24 protein-coding genes are annotated in these 21,436 nt (G+C 71.3%); 17 read left to right on the top strand and 7 right to left on the bottom strand.

The features are described 5' to 3' along the window. The 3 genes from ACZ43N_RS23115 to truA all read left to right on the top strand — a co-directional run. Positions 1 to 555, top strand: a 555-nt coding sequence (locus ACZ43N_RS23115) for a DNA-directed RNA polymerase subunit alpha C-terminal domain-containing protein (protein WP_468099963.1), incomplete at its 5' end; no start/stop codon positions are given. A gap of 173 nt (positions 556 to 728) precedes the next feature. Beyond that, positions 729 to 1,238, top strand: coding sequence for a 50S ribosomal protein L17 (gene rplQ / locus ACZ43N_RS23120; RefSeq protein ID WP_468099965.1), 510 nt, complete (start codon positions 729 to 731; stop codon positions 1,236 to 1,238). A 143-nt stretch (positions 1,239 to 1,381) separates the two neighbouring features. After that, complete coding sequence (gene truA / locus ACZ43N_RS23125) at positions 1,382 to 2,245, top strand: tRNA pseudouridine(38-40) synthase TruA (RefSeq protein ID WP_468099967.1); 864 nt, start codon at positions 1,382 to 1,384, stop codon at positions 2,243 to 2,245. Positions 2,246 to 2,266: 21 nt separating this feature from the next. Here truA and ACZ43N_RS23130 read toward each other — a convergent pair whose 3' ends face one another. Further along, on the bottom strand, positions 2,267 to 3,154 hold the full coding sequence (locus ACZ43N_RS23130; protein WP_468099968.1) for a hypothetical protein: 888 nt from the start codon (positions 3,152 to 3,154) through the stop codon (positions 2,267 to 2,269). Between the two features lie 365 nt (positions 3,155 to 3,519). Here ACZ43N_RS23130 and rplM point away from each other — a divergent pair, with 365 nt between their 5' ends. The 3 genes from rplM to glmM all read left to right on the top strand — a co-directional run bounded on the left by rplM (position 3,520) and on the right by glmM (position 6,136). Continuing rightward, a complete protein-coding gene (gene rplM / locus ACZ43N_RS23135; RefSeq protein WP_055715789.1) occupies positions 3,520 to 3,963 on the top strand; it encodes a 50S ribosomal protein L13 in 444 nt (147 codons plus the stop codon). 42 nt (positions 3,964 to 4,005) lie between these two features. Then, positions 4,006 to 4,518, top strand: coding sequence for a 30S ribosomal protein S9 (gene rpsI / locus ACZ43N_RS23140; RefSeq protein WP_055517251.1), 513 nt, complete (start codon positions 4,006 to 4,008; stop codon positions 4,516 to 4,518). Between the two features lie 259 nt (positions 4,519 to 4,777). Further along, positions 4,778 to 6,136, top strand: a complete 1,359-nt coding sequence (gene glmM / locus ACZ43N_RS23145) for a phosphoglucosamine mutase (RefSeq protein ID WP_468099970.1) — start codon at positions 4,778 to 4,780, stop codon at positions 6,134 to 6,136. Between the two features lie 309 nt (positions 6,137 to 6,445). On the opposite strand, the gene ACZ43N_RS23150 is transcribed toward glmM, so the two are convergent. Both ACZ43N_RS23150 and coaA read right to left on the bottom strand, forming a co-directional pair. Then, entirely contained in the window at positions 6,446 to 7,387 is a 942-nt protein-coding gene (locus tag ACZ43N_RS23150; RefSeq protein WP_468099972.1) for a DUF389 domain-containing protein, read from the bottom strand. 50 nt (positions 7,388 to 7,437) lie between these two features. After that, positions 7,438 to 8,427, bottom strand: a complete 990-nt coding sequence (gene coaA / locus ACZ43N_RS23155; RefSeq protein ID WP_468099974.1) for a type I pantothenate kinase — start codon at positions 8,425 to 8,427, stop codon at positions 7,438 to 7,440. A 191-nt stretch (positions 8,428 to 8,618) separates the two neighbouring features. Between coaA and ACZ43N_RS23160 the strand changes: the two genes are divergently transcribed. Further along, positions 8,619 to 8,828, top strand: a complete 210-nt coding sequence (locus tag ACZ43N_RS23160) for a hypothetical protein (RefSeq protein ID WP_055536765.1) — start codon at positions 8,619 to 8,621, stop codon at positions 8,826 to 8,828. Positions 8,829 to 8,876: 48 nt separating this feature from the next. Here ACZ43N_RS23160 and ACZ43N_RS23165 read toward each other — a convergent pair whose 3' ends face one another. Together ACZ43N_RS23165 and ACZ43N_RS23170 are read right to left on the bottom strand one after the other, a co-directional pair. Next, positions 8,877 to 10,319, bottom strand: coding sequence for an NAD(P)H-hydrate dehydratase (locus tag ACZ43N_RS23165; RefSeq protein ID WP_468099976.1), 1,443 nt, complete (start codon positions 10,317 to 10,319; stop codon positions 8,877 to 8,879). 313 nt (positions 10,320 to 10,632) lie between these two features. Beyond that, the gene (locus tag ACZ43N_RS23170; protein WP_468074844.1) at positions 10,633 to 11,004 is read right to left on the bottom strand and encodes a holo-ACP synthase; all 372 of its coding nucleotides are present in this window, start codon (positions 11,002 to 11,004) and stop codon (positions 10,633 to 10,635) included. Between the two features lie 138 nt (positions 11,005 to 11,142). Between ACZ43N_RS23170 and ACZ43N_RS23175 the strand changes: the two genes are divergently transcribed. Beyond that, positions 11,143 to 11,349, top strand: a complete 207-nt coding sequence (locus ACZ43N_RS23175; protein ID WP_468099978.1) for a hypothetical protein — start codon at positions 11,143 to 11,145, stop codon at positions 11,347 to 11,349. A 22-nt stretch (positions 11,350 to 11,371) separates the two neighbouring features. On the opposite strand, the gene glmS is transcribed toward ACZ43N_RS23175, so the two are convergent. Continuing rightward, on the bottom strand, positions 11,372 to 13,219 hold the full coding sequence (gene glmS, locus ACZ43N_RS23180) for a glutamine--fructose-6-phosphate transaminase (isomerizing) (RefSeq protein ID WP_468099980.1): 1,848 nt from the start codon (positions 13,217 to 13,219) through the stop codon (positions 11,372 to 11,374). A gap of 364 nt (positions 13,220 to 13,583) precedes the next feature. On the opposite strand from glmS, the gene ACZ43N_RS23185 reads away from it, so the two are divergent. From ACZ43N_RS23185 to ACZ43N_RS23205, 5 genes are all read left to right on the top strand, one after another. Then, complete coding sequence (locus tag ACZ43N_RS23185; protein WP_468100323.1) at positions 13,584 to 14,444, top strand: L,D-transpeptidase; 861 nt, start codon at positions 13,584 to 13,586, stop codon at positions 14,442 to 14,444. Positions 14,445 to 14,502: 58 nt separating this feature from the next. Further along, on the top strand, positions 14,503 to 15,669 hold the full coding sequence (gene alr, locus ACZ43N_RS23190) for an alanine racemase (RefSeq protein ID WP_468099982.1): 1,167 nt from the start codon (positions 14,503 to 14,505) through the stop codon (positions 15,667 to 15,669). A gap of 172 nt (positions 15,670 to 15,841) precedes the next feature. Continuing rightward, positions 15,842 to 17,083 (top strand): alpha/beta fold hydrolase, encoded by a 1,242-nt coding sequence (locus ACZ43N_RS23195; RefSeq protein WP_468099984.1) that lies wholly within the window; start codon positions 15,842 to 15,844, stop codon positions 17,081 to 17,083. Then, entirely contained in the window at positions 17,049 to 17,642 is a 594-nt protein-coding gene (tsaE, locus tag ACZ43N_RS23200) for a tRNA (adenosine(37)-N6)-threonylcarbamoyltransferase complex ATPase subunit type 1 TsaE (protein WP_468099985.1), read from the top strand. The genes ACZ43N_RS23195 and tsaE overlap by 35 nt, the downstream gene beginning before the upstream one ends. A 155-nt stretch (positions 17,643 to 17,797) precedes the next feature. Then, positions 17,798 to 17,983, top strand: a complete 186-nt coding sequence (locus tag ACZ43N_RS23205; protein ID WP_468099987.1) for a hypothetical protein — start codon at positions 17,798 to 17,800, stop codon at positions 17,981 to 17,983. 129 nt (positions 17,984 to 18,112) lie between these two features. Here ACZ43N_RS23205 and ACZ43N_RS23210 read toward each other — a convergent pair whose 3' ends face one another. After that, complete coding sequence (locus ACZ43N_RS23210; RefSeq protein ID WP_468099989.1) at positions 18,113 to 18,673, bottom strand: hypothetical protein; 561 nt, start codon at positions 18,671 to 18,673, stop codon at positions 18,113 to 18,115. Positions 18,674 to 18,797: 124 nt separating this feature from the next. On the opposite strand from ACZ43N_RS23210, the gene tsaB reads away from it, so the two are divergent. Genes tsaB through ACZ43N_RS23230 form a run of 4 tightly spaced genes read left to right on the top strand, consistent with a single transcriptional unit; the run spans position 18,798 to position 21,292 of the window. Then, positions 18,798 to 19,451 carry a tRNA (adenosine(37)-N6)-threonylcarbamoyltransferase complex dimerization subunit type 1 TsaB gene (tsaB, locus tag ACZ43N_RS23215; protein WP_468099990.1) on the top strand — a complete coding sequence of 218 codons (654 nt, stop codon included), beginning with the start codon at positions 18,798 to 18,800 and terminating at the stop codon, positions 19,449 to 19,451. Continuing rightward, a complete protein-coding gene (rimI, locus tag ACZ43N_RS23220) occupies positions 19,448 to 19,951 on the top strand; it encodes a ribosomal protein S18-alanine N-acetyltransferase (RefSeq protein WP_468099992.1) in 504 nt (167 codons plus the stop codon). The genes tsaB and rimI overlap by 4 nt, the downstream gene beginning before the upstream one ends. Next, complete coding sequence (tsaD, locus tag ACZ43N_RS23225; RefSeq protein WP_468099994.1) at positions 19,944 to 21,041, top strand: tRNA (adenosine(37)-N6)-threonylcarbamoyltransferase complex transferase subunit TsaD; 1,098 nt, start codon at positions 19,944 to 19,946, stop codon at positions 21,039 to 21,041. Before rimI ends, tsaD begins: the two co-directional genes overlap by 8 nt. Continuing rightward, on the top strand, positions 21,038 to 21,292 hold the full coding sequence (locus ACZ43N_RS23230; protein WP_468099995.1) for a hypothetical protein: 255 nt from the start codon (positions 21,038 to 21,040) through the stop codon (positions 21,290 to 21,292). The genes tsaD and ACZ43N_RS23230 overlap by 4 nt, the downstream gene beginning before the upstream one ends. The last annotated feature ends 144 nt before the right edge of the window (positions 21,293 to 21,436 follow it).

Here is a 21,436-nt window from a genome sequence, read left to right on the forward strand (position 1 = left end):
CAGGAGATCGGCCGGATCCCGGTCGACTCCATCTACTCGCCGGTGCTCAAGGTCACGTACAAGGTCGAGGCGACCCGTGTCGAGCAGCGCACCGATTTCGACAAGCTGATCGTCGACGTCGAGACCAAGCAGGCCATGCGTCCGCGTGACGCGATGGCGTCCGCCGGCAAGACCCTGGTGGAGCTGTTCGGTCTGGCGCGCGAGCTCAACATCGACGCCGAGGGCATCGACATGGGCCCGTCCCCGACGGACGCCGCGCTCGCCGCGGACCTGGCCCTGCCGATCGAGGAGCTGGAACTCACCGTCCGCTCCTACAACTGCCTCAAGCGCGAGGGCATCCACTCCGTGGGTGAGCTCGTGGCACGCTCCGAGGCCGACCTGCTCGACATCCGTAACTTCGGTGCGAAGTCGATCGACGAGGTCAAGGCGAAGCTGGCGGGCATGGGCCTCGCGCTCAAGGACTCCCCGCCCGGATTCGACCCGACCGCCGCGGCCGACGCCTTCGGTGCGGACGACGACGCGGACGCCGGGTTCGTCGAGACCGAGCAGTACTAAGAGCTCGGGACCGACTGCCGGTTCCCGGCTGCGGATGGACTGTGGCTTGTCGCGCAGTTCCCCGCGCCCCTTCCAGGCCCCTTCGGGGGCCTGGATCTCCGACGGGCGACCGCCCGCTCGGATACTGACTCCGGTACCTGATACGGCCGGGGCAGACACCTAGGAGAAACACCATGCCGAAGCCCACCAAGGGTGCCCGTCTGGGCGGCAGCGCCGCGCACGAGAAGCTGCTCCTCGCGAACCTCGCGAAGTCGCTCTTCGAGCACGGCCGCATCACCACCACCGAGGCGAAGGCCCGCCGTCTGCGGCCGTACGCCGAGCGTCTGATCACCAAGGCGAAGAAGGGTGACCTTCACAACCGCCGTCAGGTGCTCTCGGTCATCACGGACAAGGGCGTCGTGCACACGCTCTTCACCGAGATCGGCCCGCGGTACGAGAACCGTCCGGGTGGCTACACCCGTATCACCAAGATCGGTAACCGTCGTGGCGACAACGCGCCCATGGCTGTCATCGAGCTGGTCGAGGCGCTGACGGTCGCGCAGCAGGCCACCGGTGAGGCCGAGGCCGCCACCAAGCGTGCCGCCAAGGACGCGGAGACGCCGGCCGCTGAGACCAAGGTGGACACCACCAAGGCCGACGAGGCTCCGGCCGAGGAGGCTGCCGAGGAGTCCAAGGACGCGTAAGCGTTCTGCCGGGAGCTGTGTGTCGGCGGCTACGGGTTCGTGGTGGCTTGTCGCGCAGTTCCCCGCGCCCCTTGAGCGGCGTTGCAGTGGGCCCGTTCCGTTGAGGAGCGGGCCCGCTTTCGTGTTCCTGAGAGGATCTCCGTGTGAGTGATGATGTGGCGCCCGGGTTCGTGCGGGTGCGTCTTGATCTTTCGTACGACGGGACCGAGTTCTCCGGGTGGGCCAAGCAGGCCGCAGGGCGGCGGACCGTACAGGGGGAGATCGAGGACGCCCTGCGGACCGTGACGCGGTCGCCGGAGACGTACGAGCTGACCGTGGCCGGGCGGACCGATGCCGGGGTGCACGCCCGGGGGCAGGTGGCCCACGTCGATCTGCCGCGCGAGGTGTGGGACGAACACCACGGGAAGCTGCTCAAGCGGCTCGCGGGGCGACTGTCCAGGGACGTACGGGTGTGGGCGCTCAGGGAGGCGCCGAGCGGCTTCAACGCTCGGTTCTCGGCCGTCTGGCGGCGCTACGCCTACCGGGTCACCGACAACCCAGGCGGTGTCGATCCGCTGCTGCGCAACCATGTGCTGTGGCACGACTGGCCGCTGGACGTGGACGCCATGAACGAGGCCGCGCGGCGACTTCTGGGCGAGCACGACTTCGCGGCCTACTGCAAGCGGCGCGAGGGGGCCACCACCATCCGCACGCTCCAGGAGCTCAGCCTGGTGCGCGGCGACGACGGGATCATCACGGCGACCGTGCGGGCCGACGCGTTCTGCCACAACATGGTGCGCTCCCTCATCGGGGCGCTGCTCTTCGTGGGGGACGGGCACCGGGGGACCGAGTGGCCCGGGAAGGTCCTGGCCGCCGGGGTACGGGACTCCGCCGTGCACGTCGTACGGCCGCACGGGCTGACCCTGGAGGAGGTCGGGTACCCCGCCGACGAACTGCTGGCCGCGCGGAACAAGGAGGCGCGGAACCGGCGGACCCTGCCGGGTGCGCCCGGGGGCGGCTGCTGCTGACCCCGGGCGGCCGGGTGCGGGCTACTGCGAGTTGGCCGCGGCGGCCGCCTGGGCCTCGCCCCGGCGGCGGATCTGCTCGAAGGTGGACTGGGCGAGGTGGTCGCCGGCCGTGAAGACGGAGCTGTCCTTCTCCGTGACGTCCTTGCCGCCGACGAAGCCGCCGAGGGTGAAGTAGGCGTAGCGGCCGTAGGAGTTGACGGTCGTACGGCAGATCGTCGTACGGCAGAAGGTGGGGACGCCGTCGCCGGACAGGGAGACGATGGTGCTCTTCTTGTCCCAGCCCTTCTTGACCTTGGTCGCCTGGGCCTCGGTGTCGAAGAGGGCGACGCCGATCGTGACCGCGACCTTGTCCCGGTGGTACGTCACGCGCATGAAGCGGGTGCAGTCATTGGCGCTGAGGAGCTTGTCGAGGGTGCCCTGGACGGCCGAGGCGCAGTCCGCCGTCGAGGCCGTGGGGCCCTTGCGGTAGACAACGTCGTCGTCCCTCGTCAGCTGGGAGCCGGGAAAGAGGATGTCCGGGCTGATCGGCGCCTTGTCCTTGCCCGAGCTGGAGATGAATTCCTTCGGGTCCAGCGGGGGCGGGGCGGAGGTGGGCTCGAACGACGGGTCCGTCTTCGTGCTCGCGCTCGGGATGTCCGCGGTGGCCGGCAGATCGCCCGGCTGGTTCGCCGTGGTGTTCGTGCCGCCGCCGTCGGCGCTCACGACGGCGACGGCCACGGCGGCGCCGATGCCGACGGTGGCGATAGCGCCGCCGACGATCATCAGCAGTCTGCGGCGCCTGTTGCGTGTTTCGGACTGCTCGGCCAGCGCGGCCCAGTCCGGGGTCTGGTTAGAGGAACCCCACTGATCGCCCCACGGATTGTGGGAACCCCCGGGGCTCCACTGGGACCCCCCCTGCCCAAAGCTCATGGGGCGCATTTTAGACGGGCGAAGGGGGGCGATGGTCAGTGTCCAGCGGGAGTTGAGCTCCTAGCGTGACCTGGAGGGCGGGGGCAAATGCCGCCAAGCGTGGGTGGTCGGGACGATCGTCCTCCCGCTCCGGCGGGACGTCTGCCGGGGTCGTTTTGACCCGTCCGGGGCCGCACGGCTATTCTTCAGGTTCGTTATGTGTATTGGCTTGCTCATTCTCACGTGAGACGCCCTTACACCGGTCCACCGGGCCGATGACCAGCGACCAGCACGCGGTTTGCGTCACCGCTGTGCGGTCAGGGCTGTCGTGATCGTCTTCGGTGACCTTGTCAGGAACCTCACTGAAGAAGCGAAGGCTACGAACCGTGCGTACGTACAGCCCCAAGCCCGGCGATGTGACGCGTCAGTGGCACGTCATCGACGCCCAGGACGTTGTCCTGGGCCGTCTCGCCACCACCGCCGCGACCCTGCTCCGCGGCAAGCACAAGCCGATCTACGCTCCCCACGTCGACGCTGGTGACTTCGTCATCATCATCAACGCGGACAAGGTGCACCTGTCCGGCAACAAGCGGACCCAGAAGATGGCCTACCGCCACTCCGGCTACCCGGGTGGTCTGCGCTCCGTCCGTTACGACGAGCTGCTGGAGAAGAACCCCGAGAAGGCCGTCGAGAAGGCCGTCAAGGGCATGCTTCCCAAGAACTCCCTGGGCCGTCAGATGCTCTCCAAGCTGAAGGTCTACTCGGGCGACCAGCACCCGCACGCTGCCCAGCAGCCGGTGCCGTTCGAGATCACCCAGGTCGCGCAGTAAGTCCGGCCGCCCCCTAAGCCTGAAGAGAATCTGAGGAGAATCGTGGCCGAGACCACTGCCGAGCAGCCGCTCGAAGAGCTTGACATCGACAGCTACACCACGGAGTCGGACGTCCCCGTCGAGGGCGAGTACACCACCGAGTCCATGGCCTCCCGCTTCGGCGAGCCGCAGCCGGCCGCCGGCCTGGGCCGCCGCAAGAACGCCATCGCGCGCGTTCGCATCGTGCCGGGCACCGGCAAGTGGAAGATCAACGGGCGCACGCTCGAGGACTACTTCCCGAACAAGGTGCACCAGCAGGAGGTCAACGAGCCGTTCAAGGTTCTCGAGCTCGAGGGCCGCTACGACGTCATCGCCCGCATCGCCGGTGGCGGCGTCTCCGGCCAGGCCGGTGCCCTCCGTCTCGGTGTCGCCCGCGCCCTGAACGAGGCCGACGTCGACAACAACCGCGGCGCGCTCAAGAAGGCCGGCTTCCTCCGTCGCGACGACCGTGCGGTCGAGCGCAAGAAGGCCGGTCTGAAGAAGGCCCGCAAGGCTCCGCAGTACAGCAAGCGCTAATCACCGCTTCGCTGCACCGCACGCAACGCCCCGGTGGCACGTACCCGTGCCGCCGGGGCGGTTTGCGTAGCAGGGTGGCTTATTTTCCGCACGACTACACGCAGACTGCCGGTACAACCCCGCACGGGGGAGGACAGTCTCAGGGGATGTACTTGGTCCGGGAAGTACCTGGACACTCGGGGGACAACCGGTGGGGGACGCCCGGTACGGGACCACCTGGTACGAGCCGCACATTCTCAGCAATTCGGAGGACACCACAGTGGGACGACTCTTCGGCACGGACGGCGTGCGCGGTGTCGCCAACGCGGATCTGACGGCCGAGCTCGCGCTCGGACTCTCCGTCGCGGCGGCACACGTACTCGCCGAGGCGGGCACGTTCGAAGGCCACAAGCCGGTGGCGGTGGTCGGGCGGGATCCGCGAGCGTCCGGGGAGTTCCTGGAGGCGGCCGTCGTGGCCGGCCTCGCCAGCGCGGGCGTCGACGTGCTGCTCGTCGGTGTGCTCCCCACCCCTGCGGTGGCGTTCCTCACCGGTGAGCTGGGCGCCGACCTCGGCGTGATGCTCTCCGCCAGCCACAACGCCATGCCCGACAACGGCATCAAGTTCTTCGCCCGCGGCGGCCACAAGCTCGCCGACGAGCTGGAGGACAAGATCGAGGCCGTGTACGAGGAGCACCGGACCGGGGCGCCCTGGGACCGGCCGACGGGCGCCGGCGTCGGACGTGTCCGCTCGTACGGCGAAGGGTTCGGCCGGTATGTCGAGCATCTGCTGTCCGTGCTGCCGAACCGGCTGGACGGGCTGAAGATCGTCCTCGACGAGGCGCACGGCGCGGCCGCCGGGGTCTCGCCGGAGGCGTTCACCCGGGCCGGGGCCGAGGTCGTCACCATCGGGGCCGAGCCGGACGGACTCAACATCAACGACGGGTGCGGCTCCACGCACCTCGGGAAGCTGCGCGCCGCCGTCGTCGAGCACGGGGCGCACCTCGGCATCGCGCACGACGGTGACGCCGACCGGTGCCTCGCCGTGGACCACGAGGGCAACGAGGTCGACGGGGACCAGATCCTCGCCGTGCTCGCCCTGGACATGCGGGAGCGCGGGCAGCTCCGCTCGGACACCGTGGTCGCCACCGTCATGTCGAACCTCGGCTTCAAGCTGGCGCTGGAGCGGGAGGGGCTGCGCCTCGTCCAGACGGCCGTCGGGGACCGGTATGTGCTGGAGGAGATGAAGGAGCACGGATACGCCCTCGGCGGCGAGCAGTCCGGGCACGTCATCGTCCTCGACCACGCCACCACCGGTGACGGCACGCTGACCGGGCTTCTGCTGGCGGCGCGGATCGCACGGACCGGCCGGACGCTCAAGGACCTCGCGGGGGTCATGGAGCGGCTCCCGCAGGTGCTCATCAATGTGCCGGACGTGGACCGGACGCGGGTGGGGACGTCCACGGAGCTGGCTGCCGCCGTGGCCGACGCGGAGCGGGAGCTGGGGTCGACCGGGCGGGTGCTGCTGCGGCCCTCGGGGACCGAGCCGCTGGTGCGGGTGATGGTGGAGGCGGCCGATATCGAGCAGGCCCGGTCCGTGGCGGGGCGGTTGGCCGACGTGGTGAAGTCGGCGCTCGGGTAAGGGGTCCTTTCCCTGGGAGCGTCCGATCAGGTCGCGTGGTCCGGTGCCGTGCATCGCCAGGCGCCGGAGGGTCCTCGTAGCGGAGCTGCCAGGACCTTTGGGTAACGCGGCGAGGTGCGGTGCCGGACCACGCGACCCCGGCGGGCATAGTGAAAGGACCCCTAAGGCGCGGTTCAGGGGGCCGGGTTCGGGGGTCGGGTTCTGCCGGGTGCGGGCCGCGGTGTCGCCGTGGCTTGTCTCGCAGTTCCACGCGCCCCCGAAAGCGGCGGCCCTGCAGCTCCCGGCGGCACTGGAAGCGCGGGACGGGAATCAGCGGGCGTCCTTCGTCACGGCGCGTTGCCTTGACCAGAGCCACTTCTGGAGCAGGAGGGTCAGGGTGCCTGCCAGGACGATGCCCAAGAGGTTCAGCAGGAGCTGGTTGGTCGAGCCCACGGTCTGTTTCGTGTCGCCGTAGGCCAGGGCGACCGCCGCGTTGGCGGCGGCCGGGACCGTGGTGACCGAGATGGCCACGCCCACCAGGGCGCCCGACTTGGCCGACGTCAGGGAGAGGGTGCCCGCGATGCCGGCGAGAACGGCGACGATGAAGGAGAAGGCGTCGGGGGCGTAGACGAAGGTGGTGTTGGGGCGGTCGGCCTCCAGTTTGGCCTCGGTGAAGTAGCCGAGCGCGTCCATGATGAGGCTGAAGCCGACCGTCACCGCCATCGCCGCCGCGAAGCCCACGAGCAGGGCGATCAGGGAGCGGAGCGCCAGGCGCGGGTGGCGCTGGACGATGGCCGTGCTGAAGCCGGCCAGCGGGCCGAACTCGGGGCCGACGGCCATCGCGCCGACGATGAGGATCGCGTTGTCGAGGACGACACCGCACGCGGCGATCATCGTGGCGAGGGTGAGGAAGGCGACATAGGTGACGGAGAGTGTCGACTCCTCGTGCGTCGCGTCCGCCAGGTGCTCCCACAGCACGGCGTCGGCGGCCTCGCCCGGCGCCTCCTTCTCGGCCTCGTCGGCACGCTCGGACAGCGACAGGTCGATGTTCTCGACGGCGATCGAGCCGGTCCTGTCCAGGTGCAACTCGCGGAGCGCGCCGATCAGTTCGTCGCCCGCCTCGCGTGCGACGTCGCACATGACGACGTCGCCGGCGGGGTCGCGGGCGGCGCCCGGCATCACGACGAGATGGGTGGTGCCGATCGTCTTCTCGATCAGACGCACCACCTCGCCGGTCCGCTCGGCCGGTGTGATCAGGCGCAGATGCAGCATGGTGCCTTTCTAACAGCCCCTGGTCACGGGTGTGGTCACTCGGGTGGGCCTCACAGCTTGCGCAGGCTGAGGCGTCGCACCTTGTGGTCGGAGCCCTTGCGGATGATCAGGGTGGCGCGGCCCCGGGTGGGGGCGATGTTCTCGATGAGGTTGGGCTTGTTGATGGTGCGCCACTGGGTCCGGGCGTAGTCGAGGGCCTCCTCCTCGGAGACCTGGGTGTACTTGCGGAAGTACGAGGACGGGTTCTGGAAGGCGGTCTCCCGCAGCTTCCGGAAGCGGTTGAGGTACCAGCGCTCGACGTCGTCGGTGCCGGCGTCGACGTACACGCTGAAGTCGAAGTAGTCGGCGAGACCGACGCGGGTGCGGCCGTCCTTGCCGGGGAGGGCCGGCTGGAGGACGTTCAGGCCCTCGACGATGAGGATGTCGGGGCGGCGGACCGTGAGCCGCTTGTCCGGGACGATGTCGTAGATGAGGTGGGAGTAGACGGGGGCCGTCACCTCGTCCTTGCCGGCCTTGATGTCGGCGACGAAGCGGGTGAGCGTACGGCGGTCGTACGACTCGGGGAAGCCCTTGCGGGAGACCAGTCCGCGTTCCCGGAGATCCTTCATGGGAAGCAGGAAGCCGTCCGTGGTGACCCGTTCCACGCGCGGGTGCTCGGGCCAGCGGGCGAGGAGGGCCTGGAGGAGGCGGGCGACGGTGGACTTGCCGACGGCCACGGAGCCGGCGACGCCTATGACGAACGGGGTGCCCGACTGGGAGCCCTGCTCGCCGAGGAACGTGTTCAGGGCGCCGCGCAGGCCGTCGGTGGCGCCCACGTAGAGGTTGAGGAGCCGGGAGAGCGGCAGGTAGATGTCCCGTACCTCGTCGAGGTCGATGACGTCGCCCAGGCCGCGCAGCTTCTCGACCTCCTCGGCGGTCAGTGGCAGCGGCGTCTTGTCGCGCAGCGCGCTCCACTCTGTACGGGTGAGGTCGACGTAGGGAGTCGCCTCCGGCCTGGGCCGGTGGGCGCTCCGCGGCAACGAGGAGACCGGTGAGATCACAGTCCATTGTTAACGGAGTTCGGGCGACGTGGCGGGGTGGGGTCCGTCACCCCGCCCGATGGCACGGAGGTGCACACGTTCCTCACTATGGGTGAACTGTGGTGAAGGTATGGACCTCGGGTGTCGGCGGGGACTAGCGTCCGCGGCAGCCGGGAGGGAGCCGCCTCCCGACTTACCTGAGGGGCGACCGGGTGGCTTCCGTATGGTCTACGCGCGCTGACCAGGAGTTCGCGGGGCAGGTCTGCAGTGAGCTGGCGGACGATCTGCCGGACGAGGATCTGGGCGAGTGTCTCGACGACGCCATGGACATGTACCGGATGGGCAGCAAGCCGCGGTGTGAGGAGGTCGAGTATCTGGGGATGGTGCGGGACGCCATCGACCGGATCGAGGAGGGGGAGTGACGTCCCCCGGCCGGGACGGCGCCCGGATGAAGCATGTGAGGGTGACGATCAGCTCATGATGTCGCGCCAGGCCGCCGGGATGGCGTCCGCGACGTCCTGGGCGGCCGTGGGGGCGCCGTTCGCGGCGTAGCGGCCCGCCAGGCCGTGGAGGTACGCCGCCGCGCTCGCCGCGTCCAGGGGTGCGAGGCCGGCGGCCAGGAGGGAGCCGGTGAGGCCGGAGAGGACGTCGCCGCTGCCGGCGGTGGCCAGCCACGGGGTACCGGTGGGGTTCACACGGACCGGGGTGTCGTCGGCGGGGCCGGCGACCAGGGTGGTGGAGCCCTTGAGGAGGACCGTCGCGTCGTAGCGGCGGGCCAGTTCCCTTACAGCGCTCAGGCGGGCCGACTCGACCTCCTCGCGTGCGACGCCCAGCAGCGCCGCGGCCTCCCCCGCGTGCGGCGTCATGACGGTGGGGGCGGTACGGGCCCGTACGGCGGCCACGTCCGCGAGGCGCAGACCGTCGGCGTCGAGGAGGACGGGAACGTCCGTGGAGAGCGCCTCGACGACCGGGGCCGCGTCGTCGCCCGCGCCGGGTCCGGTCACCCATGCCTGGACGCGGCCGGCCTTCCGCGGGCCGCGGTCCGACACCAGGGTCTCCGGGAAGCGGGCGAGGACGGTGCCGGCGGCCGGTCCCACGTAGCGGACGGCGCCCGCGCCGGAGCGCAGGGCGCCCGCGACCGCGAGGACCGCGGCTCCCGGGTAGCGGGCCGAACCGGCGGCGATGCCCACGACTCCCCGGCGGTACTTGTCGCTCTCCGGGGCAGGGTGGGGCAGGAGGGCGGCCATGTCGGCGTGCTGGAGGGACTCCACGTCCGGGGAGGCGGGGAGGGTGCTCGCCAGGCCGATGTCGATCAGGCGGACCGAGCCGGCGTACTCGCGGGCCGGGTCGATGAGCAGGCCCGGCTTGTGGGTGCCGAAGGTGACGGTGAGGTCGGCGCGGACGGCTGTGCCGTGCACCTCGCCGGTGTCCGGTTCGATGCCGCTCGGGAGGTCCACGGCGATGACCGTGGCGCGGGAGGCGGCGGCGAGTTCGGCGAGGTGGGCGGCTTCGGGGCGGAGGCCGCCCTTGCCGCCGATGCCGACGACGCCGTCCAGGACGAGGTCGGCGCGGGCGATGAGGTCGTCCGTGGTGGTGGACGGTGTCGTGGTGGTGCCGCCGGCGCGGAGGAGGGCCTTGAGGCCGTCCGGGTGGGTGCGGTCGGGGGCGAGCAGGACGGCCGTGACCCCCGCGCCGCGTTTGGCGAGGCGGGCACCGGCGTAGAGGGTGTCGCCGCCGTTGTCTCCGCTGCCGGTGAGGAGGACCACGCGGCTGCCGTAGACGCGGCCGAGGGCGTCGGCGCAGGTCGCGGCGAGGCCGGCGGCGGCGCGTTGCATCAGGGCGCCCTGGGGGAGTTGGGCCATGAGTGTGCGTTCGGCGGAGCGGACTGTCTCTACGCGGTGGGCTGAGCGCATGGGGTCGAGTGTGCCTTGTTCTTGTGTGCCGGAGGAGGAGGGGCCGCACTCGGGGGTGTTGGGCGCGCGGTGTCGGGCATCGGGTGCGTTCGAGTTCAGGGCGGAGGGTTCGTTGGCGGGTGCGGGTGGTTCGTGGTTTCTCGCGCAGTTCCCCGCGCCCCTGAAGGGAACGGGCCTGCGGCCCGTCCTTCACTGAAAAGCACGGGGCGCAGCCCCGGCCGCTTTTCAGGGGCGCGGGGAACTGCGCGAACAACCACAACGCACCCGCACTCGCCAACGACCCCGCACCACCGGGCCACTGGGCGCCTGGTGCTCAGCCCTCGGCCACCACTACCGCCGACGCCACCCCCGCGTCGTGGCTCAACGAGATGTGCCAGGACTTGACTCCGAGCGTGGCCGCGCGGGCGGCCACCGTGCCGGTCACTCGGAGGCGGGGCTGGCCGGAGGGTTCGACGTAGACCTCGGCGTCGGTCCAGTGGAGGCCGGCGGGAGCGCCGAGGGCCTTGGCCAGGGCCTCCTTCGCCGCGAAGCGGGCCGCGAGGGAGGCGATGCCCCGGCGTTCGCCGCTCGGGAGGAGGAGCTCGTCGGGCAGGAAGAGGCGTTCGGCCATGGAGGGGGTCCGTTCCATGGCCGCGCGGAAGCGGTCGATCTCGGCGACGTCGATGCCGACTCCGATGATGGGCATGGGCTGCACCCTACGGCGCGCCGCCCCCGGCAGGGGCGCCACACCGGGCCCGCCCCGCCCGCGTCCGGCGCCGGCGGCCAAACCCCCTCGCGCCACGCCCTGTTATCGGCTGGCCCGGCCGCACCGCGCGTTGAGATCATGCTGCGATTCGGCACCCACCTCTCGGGAGAGGCCCTCGTGAAGAAGAACGGCATGACCGCCGGCGCACCCCTCGTCATCGGCTCCATGATCGCCGGCGCCGGCATCGTCCAGGAGAACTACGGCGGTGCCGTGTTCGCCTTGGTCTTCGGTGGGGTCGCCTCGCTCGTCGTGCGCGGCAGGGGCCGCTCGGACCAGGGGCGCTGAGGGCGGTAGCACCCCGCTTCGGTCACTCCACCGTCACCGACTTCGCCAAGTTGCGGGGCTGGTCCACCTCGTTGCCTCGGGCTGTGGCCAGTTCGCAGGCGAAGACCTGGAGGGGGACCGTGGAGACGAGGGGCTGGAGGAGGGTGGGGGTGGCGGGGATGCGGATGAGGTGGTCGGCGTAGGGGGCGACCGTCTCGTCGCCTTCCTCGGCGATGACGATCGTGCGGGCGCCGCGGGCGCGGATCTCCTGGATATTGGAGACGATCTTGTCGTGGAGGAGGGAACGTCCTGCGGGGGAGGGGACCACGACGACCACCGGGAGGTCCTTCTCGATCAGGGCGATCGGGCCGTGTTTCAGCTCCCCCGCCGCGAAGCCCTCGGCATGCATGTAGGCCAGTTCCTTCAGCTTCAGGGCGCCTTCCAGGGCGACCGGGTAGCCCACGTGGCGGCCGAGGAACAGCACCGTGTTCTTCGTGGCGAGGGTGCGCGCCAACTTCCGTACCGGCTCCATCGTCTCGAGGACCCGCTCGACCGCGCGGGAGATGTGGGAGAGGTCGCGGATCACCGCCCGGATCTCGTCGCCCCACTTGGTGCCGCGGACCTGGCCGAGGTACAGGGCGACCAGATAGCACGCGACCAGCTGGGTCAGGAACGCCTTCGTGGAGGCGACGGCCACCTCCGGGCCCGCGTGGGTGTAGAGGACGGCGTCCGACTCGCGGGGGATCGTCGAGCCGTTGGTGTTGCAGATGGCGAGGACCCGGGCGCCCTGTTCGCGCGCGTGGCGCACGGCCATCAGCGTGTCCATCGTCTCGCCGGACTGGGAGATGGCGATGACGAGGGTGCGGGGGTCGAGGATCGGGTCCCGGTAGCGGAACTCGCTCGCCAGCTCCACCTCGCACGGCACACGCGTCCAGTGCTCGATCGCGTACTTGGCGATGAGACCGGCGTGGAAGGCCGTACCGCACGCGACGATGACCACCTTGTCCAGCTCCCGCAGCTCCTGGTCGGAGATGCGGACCTCGTCCAGCGCCAGCGAGCCCGCCGTGTCGATACGGCCCAGCAGGGTGTCCGCCACGGCCTTCGGCTGCTCGGCGATCTCCTTGAGCATGAAGTAGTCGTAGCCGCCCTTCTCCGCGGCCGACGCGTCCCAGTCGACGTGGTACGAACGGACGTCGGCGGGGCGGCCGTCGAACGTCGTCACTGTCACGCCGTCGCGGCGCAGCTCCACCACCTGGTCCTGGCCCAGCTCGATCGCCGACCGGGTGTGGTCGATGAACGCGGCGACGTCCGACGCGAGAAACGCCTCCCCCTCGCCGACGCCGACCACGAGGGGTGAGTTCCGGCGGGCGCCCACGACCACGTCCGGCGCGTCCGCGTGCACCGCGACGAGGGTGAACGCGCCCTCCAGACGGCGGCAGACCAGCCGCATCGCCTCCGCGAGGTCGTCGCACGACGAATACTCCTCGGCGAGCAGGTGGGCGACGACCTCGGTGTCCGTCTCGGAGACCAGCTCGTGCCCCCGCGCGGTCAGTTCGTCGCGCAGGACCGCGAAGTTCTCGATGATGCCGTTGTGGACGACGGCGACCCGGCCCGCGTTGTCCAGGTGCGGGTGGGCATTGGTGTCGGTGGGGCCGCCGTGGGTGGCCCAGCGGGTGTGGCCGATGCCAATGGAGCCGCTGGGCAGTGGGCGGCCGACCAGCTGCTTCTCCAGGTTCATCAGCTTCCCGGCCTTCTTGGCGGAGGCCATGCCCCCGTCGGCCGGCACCGCCACGCCCGCCGAGTCGTACCCCCGGTACTCCAGCCGCTTCAGTCCGGCCAGGACCACGTCGAGCGCGGACTGCGAGCCGACGTATCCCACGATTCCGCACATATCAACCCCTGTGGTGTCCGGTGATGTCGTCCTGGCGGTGCTGTCGTCTTCCGGTGGTGCCGTCGGGTGCGACCTACTGTGTGTCATCAGTGACTGTACGTGACAACCGGGTCCTGGTGTGAGCCCTCATATCGGGTGACCTGGCGCGCGCGGCGCACTCCCGCGTATGTGAGGGGCACGTATGGCTGATCACATGACGAGCGGACGAATCACGCCCTCCGGGGCGACGACCCGCACAGCGGCGCCCCGCGAAGTGGTGGCCCCCACAGCAGCGGCCCGCAGCGCTGCTCCCCGCCGAGTCGCGCGCCGGACGGAGGCGCGCCGGACGGGTGCGAGCCGGCGCGCGACCTTCCGGTGTGTCGCCGTGCTCCTCGCCCTGGTGAGCGCCCTGCCTCTGGGGACCGCCGCGGCCGAGGCGCCGCCGCCCGCCCCCGCGCCCGGCAGCGAGCAGCTCGTCCCGGGTGTGCCGCCGGGCCCCCACCAGCCCTGGCAGCTCGACACGCCGCTGCCGCCCCGGGTGTACACGCCGAGCGTCGAGGAGGAGGCGGTGGAGCCGAGGAACGCGGCGGCCGGGACGTACGACCTCATCGAGTACGTCCCGCTCCATGAGGCCGAGGCGGTCGCCGTGTCGAAGGTGTCCTGCACGAAGGCGACGGGGCCGTACCAGCGGCAGGTGGAGCGGTGGCTCAAGCGGAAGAACGCGGACGCGAGGCAGTCGCGGGCGGACTGCCTCGCCATCCGGGCGTTCCAGATCAGGCAGGGCATCAAGCCGGCGATCGGTTACGCGGGGCCGGTGACCTGGGCGCGGATGCAGTTCCTGTCGGCGCGCAAGAACCCCAACGCGGCGGGGAAGTGCCCGCGGCGCCCGTACAAGGTGGCGTGTGTGGACCTGACGCGGCAGCTGACCTGGGTGCAGAAGGGCGGGAAGGTGCTGTTCGGGCCGGCACCGATCCGCAGCGGACGGCGCCAGTACCCGACACGGGCGGGGTGGCACCGCGTGTACTGGAAGCACAAGAACCACTGGTCGACGCTGTATCACCAGCCGATGCCGTACGCGCAGTTCTTCAGCGGGGGACAGGCGTTCCATGCCGTGTACGGGTCCGTCTACACGGAGATCGGGTCCATGGGGTGTGTGAATCTGCGGCTGGCGGACGCGCGGGCCCTGTGGGGCGTGTTGAAGACCAAGGACCGGGTCTTCGTCTGGGGGCGGCGGGCGGGGAAGTGAGCCCTCGGTCATGGGGCGCCGTGGGGGTGCCCTCGGGCTCTGAGACACTGGGGCTGACATGAGTGACACAGCGCCTTCGCGGACCGCGCCCCTGCGGGCCCGCGCCGAGATCGATCTGGATGCCCTGCGGGCCAATGTGCGGACGTTGCGCGCGCTGGCGCCGGGTGCTGCCCTGATGGCTGTCGTCAAGTCGGACGCGTACGGCCACGGGGCGGTGCGGTGTGCGCGGGCGGCGGTCGAGGCGGGGGCCGCCTGGCTGGGTACGGCCACACCCGAGGAGGCGCTGGCGTTGCGCGCGGCCGGGCTGCCGGGGCGCATCATGTGCTGGCTCTGGGCGCCGGGCGGGCCCTGGCGGGAGGCGATCGAGGCGGATCTCGACGTGTCGGTCAGCGGGCTGTGGGCGCTGCGTGAGGTCACCGACGCCGCCCGTGCGGCGGGCGCACGCGCGCGCGTGCAGCTGAAGGCCGACACGGGGCTCGGGCGGAACGGCTGTCAGCCGGACGACTGGGCGGAGCTGGTCGCCGAGGCGCTGGCCGCCGAGGCCGAGGGGCTCGTCACCGTCACCGGGCTCTGGTCGCACTTCGCGTGCGCCGACGAGCCGGGGCACCCGTCCATCGCCGCCCAGCTCGGCCTCTTCCGCGAGATGGTGACCCATGCGGAGGGCCGGGGCGTACGGCCCGAGGTACGGCACATCGCCAACTCGCCCGCCACGCTCACCCTTCCCGAGACCCACTTCGACCTCGTCCGGACGGGCATCGCCCTCTACGGGATCTCGCCCAGCCCCCAGCTGGGCAGTTCGGCCGACCTCGGACTGCGTCCCGTGATGCGGCTCAGCGCCTCGCTCGCGCTGGTCAAGCAGGTGCCCGCGGGCCACGGCGTCAGTTACGGCCACCACTACGTCACCCCCGGCGCCACGACCCTCGGCCTCGTCCCCGTGGGCTACGCGGACGGCATCCCCCGGCACGCCTCCGGCTCCGGGCCCGTCCTCGTCGGCGGGAAGTGGCGGACGGTCGCGGGCCGCGTCGCGATGGACCAGTTCGTCGTGGACCTCGGCGGGGACGAACCGGCCGTCGGCGACGAGGTGGTGCTGTTCGGCGCGGGCGACGACGGCGAGCCGACCGCCGAGGACTGGGCGAAGGCGGCAGGAACCATCGGGTACGAGATCGTGACCCGCATCGGAACCCGCGTGCCGCGCGTCTACGTCGACACGGGTGAGCAGGCGTGAGGAATCCCGTACCCACGAACGGGTGACCATGTGAGCCGCCACGCACGCGTGAACACGCCCGCACCGGCACGAGTACTTGAACACGAGTAAGTGGAAAGACGAACGACACGGGTAACTCCGTACGGATGTGCGGAACGGCTCGGATCCGAGAGTCGGCGAAGAGGAGCGGGATGTGAGCGAGAGCAGCGCGGAGGCCGTGGAGGCCGTCGCGAGCGCGGCCGCCACAGCCGCGTCCGCCGCCGGGGGGACCTGGCGCAGGGCCGGGGTCGCGGGGGCGGCGATAGGTGTGGTCGCCGCGGGCGCGGCCGCCGGTGTCGCCATAGAGCGGCTCACCGTGGGCCGCGGGATGCGCAGGAGGGCCCGCCTCGCGCTCGACTCCACGGGCCCGTACGGGACGCTGCGCGGCACCCCCGGCAAGGCGTACGCGGACGACGGCACCGAGCTGTACTACGAGGTCGACGACATCGAACCCGAGGCCGGCCTCTCGCCCCGCAGGCGCCGGCTCTTCGGCCGCAAGGCCCCCGCCCCCGTCACCGTCGTCTTCAGCCACGGCTACTGCCTCAACCAGGACTCCTGGCACTTCCAGCGGGCCGCGCTGCGCGGTGTCGTCCGGACCGTGCACTGGGACCAGCGCAGCCACGGCCGCTCCGGGCGCGCCCAGGCGCTCGACGGGGCGCCGGTCACCATCGACCAGCTCGGGCGCGACCTCAAGGCCGTGATCGACGCGGCCGTGCCCGAGGGCCCCGTCGTGCTGGTCGGCCACTCCATGGGCGGCATGACCGTCATGGCCCTGGCCGCCCACTACCCCGAGCTGATCCGCGACAGGGTCGTCGCCGTCGCCCTGGTCGGTACGTCGTCGGGGCGGCTCGGCGAGGTCAACTTCGGGCTGCCCGTCGCCGGCGTCAACGCGGTGCGGCGGGTGCTGCCGGGGGTGCTGAGGGCGCTCGGGCAGCAGGCCGCGCTGGTGGAGCGGGGGCGGCGCGCGACCGCCGATCTCTTCGCCGGGATCATCAAGCGGTACTCGTTCGCGTCGCGGGACGTCGACCCGGCGGTCGCGCGGTTCGCCGAGCGGATGATCGAGGGCACGCCCATCGACGTCGTCGCCGAGTTCTACCCGGCGTTCACCGAGCACGACAAGACGGAGGCGCTCGCGACGTTCGCCGAGCTGCCGGTGCTCGTGCTGGCCGGGGTCAAGGACCTCGTCACACCGAGCGAGCACAGCGAGGCGATCGCCGACCTGCTGCCGGCCGCGGAGCTGGTGCTCGTGCCGGACGCCGGGCACCTGGTGATGCTGGAGCACCCGGAGGCGGTCACGGACCGGCTCGCCGACCTGCTCACCCGGGCGGGGGCCGTGCCGGCGGGGGCTACCGTAAGTGGTTATGGAAGCGCCAGCAGCACGGTACGTCCCGGGTGAGCCCGGGGTCTCTTCATCGTCCTCGCCGTCCTCGCCGTCCTCGGCCTCGTCGTTCGCGTCGGCTCCGTCGTCCGTGACGGCCATCGAGACCGTCGTGCAGTCTCCCGAGCAGATGCTGGAGTTGGGCCGCCGTCTGGCCAAACTGCTGCGTTCGGGTGATCTCGTCATGCTCAACGGGGAGCTGGGTGCCGGGAAGACGACCCTGACCCGGGGGCTCGGGGAAGGGCTCGGGGTGCGGGGAGCCGTCACCTCGCCGACGTTCGTCATCGCGCGCGTGCATCCGTCGCTCGGGGAGGGGCCGCCGCTCGTCCACGTCGACGCCTACCGCCTGGGCGGCGGGCTGGACGAGATGGAGGACCTCGACCTCGACGTCTCGCTCCCCGAATCGGTGATCGTGGTGGAGTGGGGTGAGGGCAAGGTCGAGGAGCTGACCGACGACCGGCTCCATGTCGTCATCCACCGTGCGGTCGGCGACACGACCGACGAGGTGCGGCATGTGACCGTCACCGGGCTCGGGGAGCGGTGGGCCTCCGTCGAGCTGGGGGTGCTGTCGGCCTGAGCCGACGGCTCCGCCGTCGGGGCGGGTCCCGTTCGTGTCGGTTCCGACAAGGTGTCGGCAAGATGTTGCTTTGACGCGCGCGGCGTGGTCACATGGTAACCAGTCCTTGGTTAGGTCTACCTAACTTGGTTCGCCGGTGGCACCAGGAGGCGTCCATGCAGGGTTCGGAGCGACGTGAGCGGCAGCCGTCCGGGGTGGCCTCCGGGGCGGCCGGGGTGTCGATGCGGGACCTGTTGGCGGCCTGTGCGGCGGCGAAGGCCGTCTCGACGCCGCCGGGGGCTCCGCCGGTGAGGGTGGAGGAGCGGCGGCCCATGGAGAAGCGGCACTCTCGGGCTGCGTGAGCGTTCGCGTGCCGGGAGCGGGGGGTGTGACGCGACCGCGGGTGTCTGGGGGCTTGTCGCGCGGTTCCCCGCGCCCCTGAAACGGGCGGCCGCCCCCCTGGCCGGTGACTACCCAGCCACCCTCCCCCGCTACTCGACCACGACCACCTTCGTGCCGATGGCCGCGAACTTCCACATCGCCTTGCCGTCCTTGCGGGACTCCCGGATGCCGCCCGTCTTGGCGGCGGGGTCGGGCTTCGGGGTGGAGCCGTCCACCGCCGCGCTGAAGCCGATGACCACGCCGTCGACCGAGGCGAAGCGGACGACGTGTTCGATGGGGGTGCCGTCCGAGCCGGTGATGGCGGCGGAACGGGAGGTGACCGAGTAGGTGGCGGGGGCGGGGTCGACCGTGCTCGGGGTGACCTCGAAGGTACGGGTGACCTTCTCGTTGGCGCCGACCAGCCAGACGCGGTCCTCGTCCAGGGAGTACACGACACGCTCGCCGGTGCCCGAGCCCTCGGGGAGGAGGGTCTCCTTCTCCTTCTCCTTGCCGGCGGACGCCTTGGACTTCTTGGCCGCCGGTGTCTCGGAGGCGGGCGGCTTGCCGAGGTCGTCCGGCGCGTTGGCCGACGCCTGGTAGGCGAGGAAACCGACTGCGGCGATCGCCGCCGCCGTGAGCCCGGCCACGAATCCCGAGCTGCTACTGGCCACCTTCTGCGCCCACCTCTCGTACCCACGTACGCCCTTGAAGTACGTATGTGCTGTGACGGTAGCAGCAGAGGGACGGTGCACCGGGTCGGCCGTGGCCCGGGCCGAAGCGCCGTAGGCTGTTTGCGTGCTCTTGCTCGCTCTGGATACCGCCACCCCCGCCGTCACCGTCGCGCTGCACGACGGGACGGATGTCGTCGCCGCGTCGAGCCAGGTGGACGCGCGGCGCCACGGGGAACTGCTGCTGCCCGCCGTCGACCGGGTCCTCGCCGAGGCGGGCACCCGCCTCGACGCCGTCACCGCGATCGTCGTGGGCACCGGGCCCGGCCCGTACACCGGGCTCCGCGTCGGCCTGATGACCGCCGACACCTTCGGCCTCGCCCTCGGGGTCCCCGTCCACGGCCTGTGCACCCTCGACGGACTCGCGTACGCGGCCGACATCGAGGGGCCGTTCGTGGTGGCCACCGACGCCCGGCGCAAGGAGGTGTACTGGGCGCGGTACGAGGACCCGCGCACCCGGGTGACCGAACCGGCCGTCGACCGGCCCGCCGAGATCGCCGAGACGGTGGCCGGACTGCCGGCCGTCGGCGCGGGGGCGCTGCTCTATCCCGACACGTTCCCCGACGCCCGCGCCCCCGAGCACGTGTCGGCGGCCGCGCTCGCGTCCCTCGCGGCGGAGCGGCTGGCCAACGATGAGGAACTGGAGGCGCCGCGGCCGCTGTATCTGCGCAGGCCGGACGCCCAGGTGCCCAAGAACTACAAGGTGGTCACCCCCAAGTGACGACAGCGGTGCTGCGCGAAATGCGCTGGTGGGACATCGAGCCCGTACTGGAGCTGGAGAAGGACCTCTTCCCCGAGGACGCCTGGTCCCGCGGCATGTTCTGGTCCGACCTGGCGCACGCGCGCGGGCCGGAGGCGACCCGGCGGTACTACGTGGCCGAGTCCCCGCAGGACGGGCGGATCGTCGGGTACGCGGGTCTCGCGGCCGCCGGTGACGTCGCCGACGTCCAGACCATCGCCGTCGCCCGCGACCACTGGGGCACCGGCCTCGGCGCACTGCTCCTGACCGAGCTGCTGCGGGCCGCCACCGCGTTCGAGTGCGCCCAGGTGATGCTCGAATGCCGGGTCGACAACGTCCGCGCCCAGAAGCTGTACGAGCGCTTCGGCTTCGAGGCGATCGGCTTCCGGCGCGGCTACTACCAGCCGGGGAACGTGGACGCCCTCGTCATGCGCCTCAACGACCCCTCCACATCCGTACAAGGAACCGAGATCAATGGCTGACGAACCCCTGGTCCTGGGGATCGAGACCTCCTGCGACGAGACCGGCGTGGGCATCGTCCGCGGCCACACCCTCCTCGCGGACGCGATCGCGTCCAGTGTCGACGAACACGCCCGCTTCGGCGGGGTCGTGCCCGAGGTGGCCTCCCGCGCCCACCTGGAGGCGATGGTCCCGACCATCGACCGCGCGCTCAAGGAGGCGGGTGTCAGCGCCAGGGACCTCGACGGCATCGCCGTCACCGCCGGTCCCGGCCTCGCGGGCGCCCTGCTCGTCGGCGTCTCTGCGGCGAAGGCGTACGCCTACGCGCTGGGCAAGCCGCTGTACGGCGTCAACCATCTGGCGTCCCACATCTGTGTGGACCAGCTGGAGCACGGGGCGCTGCCGGAGCCGACGATGGCGCTGCTCGTCAGCGGCGGTCACTCGTCGCTGCTGCTGTCGACGGACATCACCTCGGACGTGCGTCCGATGGGCTCGACGATCGACGACGCGGCCGGTGAGGCCTTCGACAAGATCGCCCGTGTGCTGAACCTCGGTTTCCCCGGCGGGCCGGTCATCGACCGGTACGCCAAGGAGGGCGACCCGGACGCGATCGCCTTCCCGCGCGGGCTGACCGGGCCACGCGACCCCGCCTACGACTTCTCCTTCTCCGGGTTGAAGACCGCCGTGGCCCGCTGGATCGAGGCGAAACGGGCGGCCGGGGAGGAGGTGCCGGTGCGGGACGTCTCGGCCTCCTTCCAGGAGGCGGTCGTGGACGTCCTCACCCGCAAGGCCGTACGTGCCTGCAAGGACGAGGGCGTCGACCATCTGATGATCGGCGGCGGGGTCGCCGCCAACTCCCGGCTACGGGCGCTCGCCCAGGAGCGCTGCGAGGCCGCCGGTATCCGGCTCCGGGTGCCCCGGCCCAAACTGTGCACGGACAACGGCGCCATGGTGGCGGCGCTCGGCGCCGAAATGGTCGCCCGGGGCCGCGCCGCCTCCGACTGGGACCTGTCGGCGGACTCCTCCCTCCCGGTCACCGACCCGCATGTGCCGGGCATCTCGCACGCGCACGACCACGTCCACGAGGTCGGCAAGGAGAACCTGTACTCGTGACCGTCGCCCTGATGTGGGAGGCCCGGGCGGTCGCCGGGCGGGGCGAGGAACTGCTCACCTGGGCCCGGGACCAACGGCTCCCTGCACGGCCGCTGCGTCGCGAGACCCTCCGGGCACCCCAGGACCGGGTGCTCGTCATCACCTGGTGGGACGCGGAGTACGACGCCGAGCTGCCGGAACTTCCGGAGCCGGCCGCCGATCTGGTCAGCCGGGCGGTGCACCGGTGGCGGTTCGAGTCACTGGGCGAGTGACACGACCCGGTGCGCCGCTCCGCCCGGCGGAAGGCTGACCTGAGGCAACCTTCCTCGCCCCATGGCGTCCTCCACAGTGGGAGGCTCGGAAGCTCCGCCCGGGCGTGCGGCTGGCCCCATCGCCAAGGACGGTGCCGTGATGCT

Source organism: Streptomyces sp. NPDC030814 (assembly GCF_055572155.1).

Excerpts from the sequence above, each read along its gene's own strand:
- tsaD (WP_468099994.1), top strand. The coding sequence starts at position 19,944 with ATGGCTGACGAACCCCTGGTCCTGGGGATCGAGACCTCCTGCGACGAG.
- ACZ43N_RS23165 (WP_468099976.1), bottom strand. The coding sequence starts at position 10,319 with ATGCGCTCAGCCCACCGCGTAGAGACAGTCCGCTCCGCCGAACGCACA.
- ACZ43N_RS23150 (WP_468099972.1), bottom strand. The coding sequence starts at position 7,387 with ATGCTGCATCTGCGCCTGATCACACCGGCCGAGCGGACCGGCGAGGTG.
- rplQ (WP_468099965.1), top strand. The coding sequence starts at position 729 with ATGCCGAAGCCCACCAAGGGTGCCCGTCTGGGCGGCAGCGCCGCGCAC.
- ACZ43N_RS23170 (WP_468074844.1), bottom strand. The coding sequence starts at position 11,004 with ATGCCCATCATCGGAGTCGGCATCGACGTCGCCGAGATCGACCGCTTC.
- ACZ43N_RS23175 (WP_468099978.1), top strand. The coding sequence starts at position 11,143 with ATGCTGCGATTCGGCACCCACCTCTCGGGAGAGGCCCTCGTGAAGAAG.
- glmS (WP_468099980.1), bottom strand. The coding sequence starts at position 13,219 with ATGTGCGGAATCGTGGGATACGTCGGCTCGCAGTCCGCGCTCGACGTG.
- tsaE (WP_468099985.1), top strand. The coding sequence starts at position 17,049 with ATGGAAGCGCCAGCAGCACGGTACGTCCCGGGTGAGCCCGGGGTCTCT.
- alr (WP_468099982.1), top strand. The coding sequence starts at position 14,503 with ATGAGTGACACAGCGCCTTCGCGGACCGCGCCCCTGCGGGCCCGCGCC.
- ACZ43N_RS23205 (WP_468099987.1), top strand. The coding sequence starts at position 17,798 with ATGCAGGGTTCGGAGCGACGTGAGCGGCAGCCGTCCGGGGTGGCCTCC.
- ACZ43N_RS23130 (WP_468099968.1), bottom strand. The coding sequence starts at position 3,154 with ATGAGCTTTGGGCAGGGGGGGTCCCAGTGGAGCCCCGGGGGTTCCCAC.